Origin of the sequence: Caulobacter sp. (assembly GCF_049283275.1) — a bacterium.
Lineage (GTDB): Bacteria > Pseudomonadota > Alphaproteobacteria > Caulobacterales > Caulobacteraceae > Caulobacter.
The window spans coordinates 1-3232 of the sequence record NZ_JBAPVS010000213.1 but is presented as its reverse complement, the minus strand read 5'-3'; the positions used below and the strand labels follow the sequence as shown (position 1 = coordinate 3232).

Sequence of the window (3232 nt, the reverse complement as noted above, 5' to 3'; positions counted from 1 at the left end):
CCCGGCGGCCTGGCCATGGCCGAGGCCTGGCTGGCGCTGCCGCCCGGTCCGCTGCGCCACCGCCTGGCCGCCCTGGTCCAGACGACGGCGGCGGCCTTGCGGGCCTCGGGCGCGGCGGCCATCTGAGCTTCTCCTGGGAAGGCGCGCGCCTCGCGCACCGCCCGCCTTACATCTCTTGGAGGCTGCGGCCGTGAGATGAAAGGCCGGCTCCCCTTCGCGAGGAAGGGGAATTGAAGCGCTTACCCTCTAACCCCGTCATTCCCGCCCTTGTGGCGGGAATGACGGTCGAGAGGGGATGGGTGAAGGTCAATCCCCGTGGACGCGGCAGGAAACCTCAACGATCACAACGCCCTGAAAAATAACCAGCGTCACAAGTCCTCGGACCTCAGATCGCCCGTATCCTTGTCTCACCTCGCCGCACCGGAAAGGGCGCAAGGCCAGCGACCGATGCGGCGGCGGGGGGCGATCGAGCGGGGGCAGGCGCGAGGGGGTTACTCGCGCGGTCCGGGGACTTCCATCGTTGGGGAGCCCGCCCGCCGTCGGCGTCGAACGGGGATAAAGCGCGTGAGCCTGAGGCCCGCGCCCCCGGCGGCTGGGACTGGCCCGAAAGGGTCGGTTCCGGGTCCGGCTAAGCCTCAACAGGGCTGCCCACCGGATGCTGGCGGATAACGAGCGCGCGGAGCGATCGGCTTCGTCGAAACGGTACACACTTTTGCACTCCGGACGTCGTCCGGCGCTCCGCGTCCCTTTCCATCCGCTCACAGCCGAAGGCGTGAGATCACACCCACTTGCCCCCACCTGGCGGCTTCGCCGCCTGTCCGCCCCCATAGGGGGCGGAGCCTCGCGCGGTCCTTTGAAAAAGGAGACCCCCATGGTCCAGCCTCGCGCCAAACGCACCCGGCCGGCCCGGCTCAAGCGGCCCCAGCGCCGCTACCTCCGCGCGCTGCTCAAGGCGCACTTCATCCGGGCGGCGATCGCCAAGATCGCCCGGGTCCGCCGCGACCACCCCGGCCAGGAGCACGACGCGGCCCTCTGGCTGCCCGCTTGGGTCCGCCAGATGGCGCTGGACGGGGTGGAGCCTTCTCCGCCCGACCCGTGGGCCTTCTACTGGCGAGGCCAGGGCCGAAAGGGCAAGGGCCGCCCTACTCCCCCCGCTTCAGCCGCTCGCGATACGCCTCCGAGCTCGCCACATAGCCCTCGGCGTCGCCGTAAGCCTGGAACTCGCGGTAGCGCTCGTGGCTGCCCTTGACCTTCAGGGCGTGCTTGATCGGGCACCAGTATTGCTCGGTGCGGGCGGTGATCTCGCGGGCATAGGCGATGACGCCGTTGCCGTAGCCGCAGAACGCGCAGTTGAGCTTCTGCACCAGGTTCAGATAGCCCAGCCGGTGGCGGTCGATGACCACATAGTCGGAGCGCTTGACCCGGGCGATGCCCCAGGCGGTGAAGCAGCCCAGCTGGTAGAGGCTGACGCTGAGGTCGAGGATGAACAGCGGCAGGGCCATGCCGTAGATCAGCGGCATGGTCAGAAGGGTCGGCCAGGGGGTGCGGATCGCGCCCAGGCCGGCGGGCTTGCGGTGGGCCTTCTGGCGGCGCAGGGCGTCGGCCTTGAAGCAGGGCTTGCCCGCCTCGATCACCAGCCCCGCCTCGGCGGACTTGGCGGCGTGCCGCGCGGCGAAGGCGGCCTCGATCTGCGCCTCCACGGCGCGCAGACGGTCGATCAGCTGTTCGAGGGTTTCGGCCATGGGAAGCTCCGCTTGACGGAGAGCATGGGGCGAGTCGCGACTTGCCCCCACCTGGCGGCTTCGCCGCCTGTCCGCCCCCACAGGGGGCGGAGGACGCGCACCTCCCTCTTCCCCCTGTGGGGGAAGACGATCGCGAAGCGATCCGTAGGGGGCAAGTGGTCACCGCGCCACGGCCCAGCTCTTGCTCACCACAGCTCGCAACGCCTCATTACGAGACAAGCCCGCCGCCGTGTCGGCTTCCTCACCCGCCCCGGCGATCCATTTCGGCCGATGGCGCGTTCAAGCGTTGGGGGACGTGGGACGGGCATGGGGCCTTTACCGTCGGTCGCCGGTTGCACTAGGACTTTCGGCATGCGTCACCCGGCTCCCAAGCCTCGCCTCCTGGTCCCGATCCTGCTGATTGGCCTGGCCGCCTGTTCGCGGACGGACGACCGGGCCGGCGAACTGTCGGCCGGTCAGGACGCCGCCTCGGTGGCGGGCGGCCCCACCACCCTCAAGCCCGGCCTCTGGAAGACCGTGACCAAGACCCCGTTCGGCCCCGAGACCGTGATCCGGTGCGTGCCCGAGGGCTACGACCCCGGCGCCGAGACGGCCCGCAAGGTCTCGCCCTGCGGCAATCCCAAGATGACCCGCACCCTCCACGGCTTCCGCCTGGCGCATGTCTGCGAGAAGAACCACGTCACCTACGAGCTGGCCGGCCGGGTCCGGGGCGATTTCGTCACCAACGCCGAGACCGACCTGGAACTGGACATTTCGGCTTTCGGACACCGGCGGGTGCTGCATGTGAGCGCGGTCAGCACCTATCAGGGGCCCTGTCGGCCGGGCGGCGAAACGGCGGGCAAAACGCCTGCGCCCTAGGGGCCGCAATCCCCCGCCGCGCGAAGCTGTGGCCGCCGAGACACTTAACTTGGCCGATCGCGCCGGCCCGCGGGATTTCGGGGAACGGTCCATCGCAGCTCTGCCTTGTACTGACGAGGGCCGGCGCCGCGTTGGACGCCGCCCGAGGAGCGACGAAGCCATGAACGGTCCACTTTTGACCGTGGTCCCCGACCGGGCCGACTCGGTCGAGGTCTACAATCTCAGCCGGGGTCCGGAGACCACCACCCAGCGCGTGCGGCGCCTGCAGCGCGAGGCGCGTCTGCTGGCCCAGGAGCAGATCGAGGCCATGGGCCGCGACCTGGACGACCTGGCCCGCCGCGCCCAGGAGATCGCCGAGGGCGGCGAGGCCTATGCGGTCGGGGTGCGGGAAATGGCCTCGCGCCTGGCCGCCGACCTGCCGCAAAAGGCCCAGGGCCTGCGCGTCCTCCTGAACCGTTCGCCCAAGGATTAGGCGCGGCGGGGAGCGACGACGAGCGCGGCGGCAGCAGACGCGGCGGGCTGGTCAAACCGTCACATCGGGGCGCTAGATGGCGGCCATGACCCTGCTGACCCGACGCGCGCTCACCACCCACACCCTGGCCACCGCCGCCTTGGCGGCGACCCTGAGCCCC

General features: G+C 70.4%; 3 protein-coding genes. 2 read left to right on the top strand and 1 reads right to left on the bottom strand.

The window, feature by feature from the left end; genetic code table 11:
* Positions 1-1142: 1142 nt before the first annotated feature.
* Positions 1143-1742: a hypothetical protein gene (locus tag WAL33_RS11905; protein WP_422181670.1), complete on the bottom strand. Its 600-nt coding sequence runs from the start codon at positions 1740-1742 to the stop codon at positions 1143-1145.
* Positions 1743-2093: 351 nt separating this feature from the next.
* Between WAL33_RS11905 and WAL33_RS11900 the strand changes: the two genes are divergently transcribed.
* Together WAL33_RS11900 and WAL33_RS11895 are read left to right on the top strand one after the other, a co-directional pair.
* On the top strand, positions 2094-2600 hold the full coding sequence (locus tag WAL33_RS11900; RefSeq protein WP_422181668.1) for a hypothetical protein: 507 nt from the start codon (positions 2094-2096) through the stop codon (positions 2598-2600).
* A 160-nt stretch (positions 2601-2760) separates the two neighbouring features.
* Positions 2761-3072, top strand: a complete 312-nt coding sequence (locus WAL33_RS11895; protein WP_422181666.1) for a hypothetical protein — start codon at positions 2761-2763, stop codon at positions 3070-3072.
* Positions 3073-3232: the final 160 nt, after the last annotated feature.

Coding starts and splice junctions, on each gene's coding strand:
- WAL33_RS11905 (WP_422181670.1), bottom strand. CDS start 1,742: ATGGCCGAAACCCTCGAACAGCTGATCGACCGTCTGCGCGCCGTGGAG.
- WAL33_RS11900 (WP_422181668.1), top strand. CDS start 2,094: ATGCGTCACCCGGCTCCCAAGCCTCGCCTCCTGGTCCCGATCCTGCTG.
- WAL33_RS11895 (WP_422181666.1), top strand. CDS start 2,761: ATGAACGGTCCACTTTTGACCGTGGTCCCCGACCGGGCCGACTCGGTC.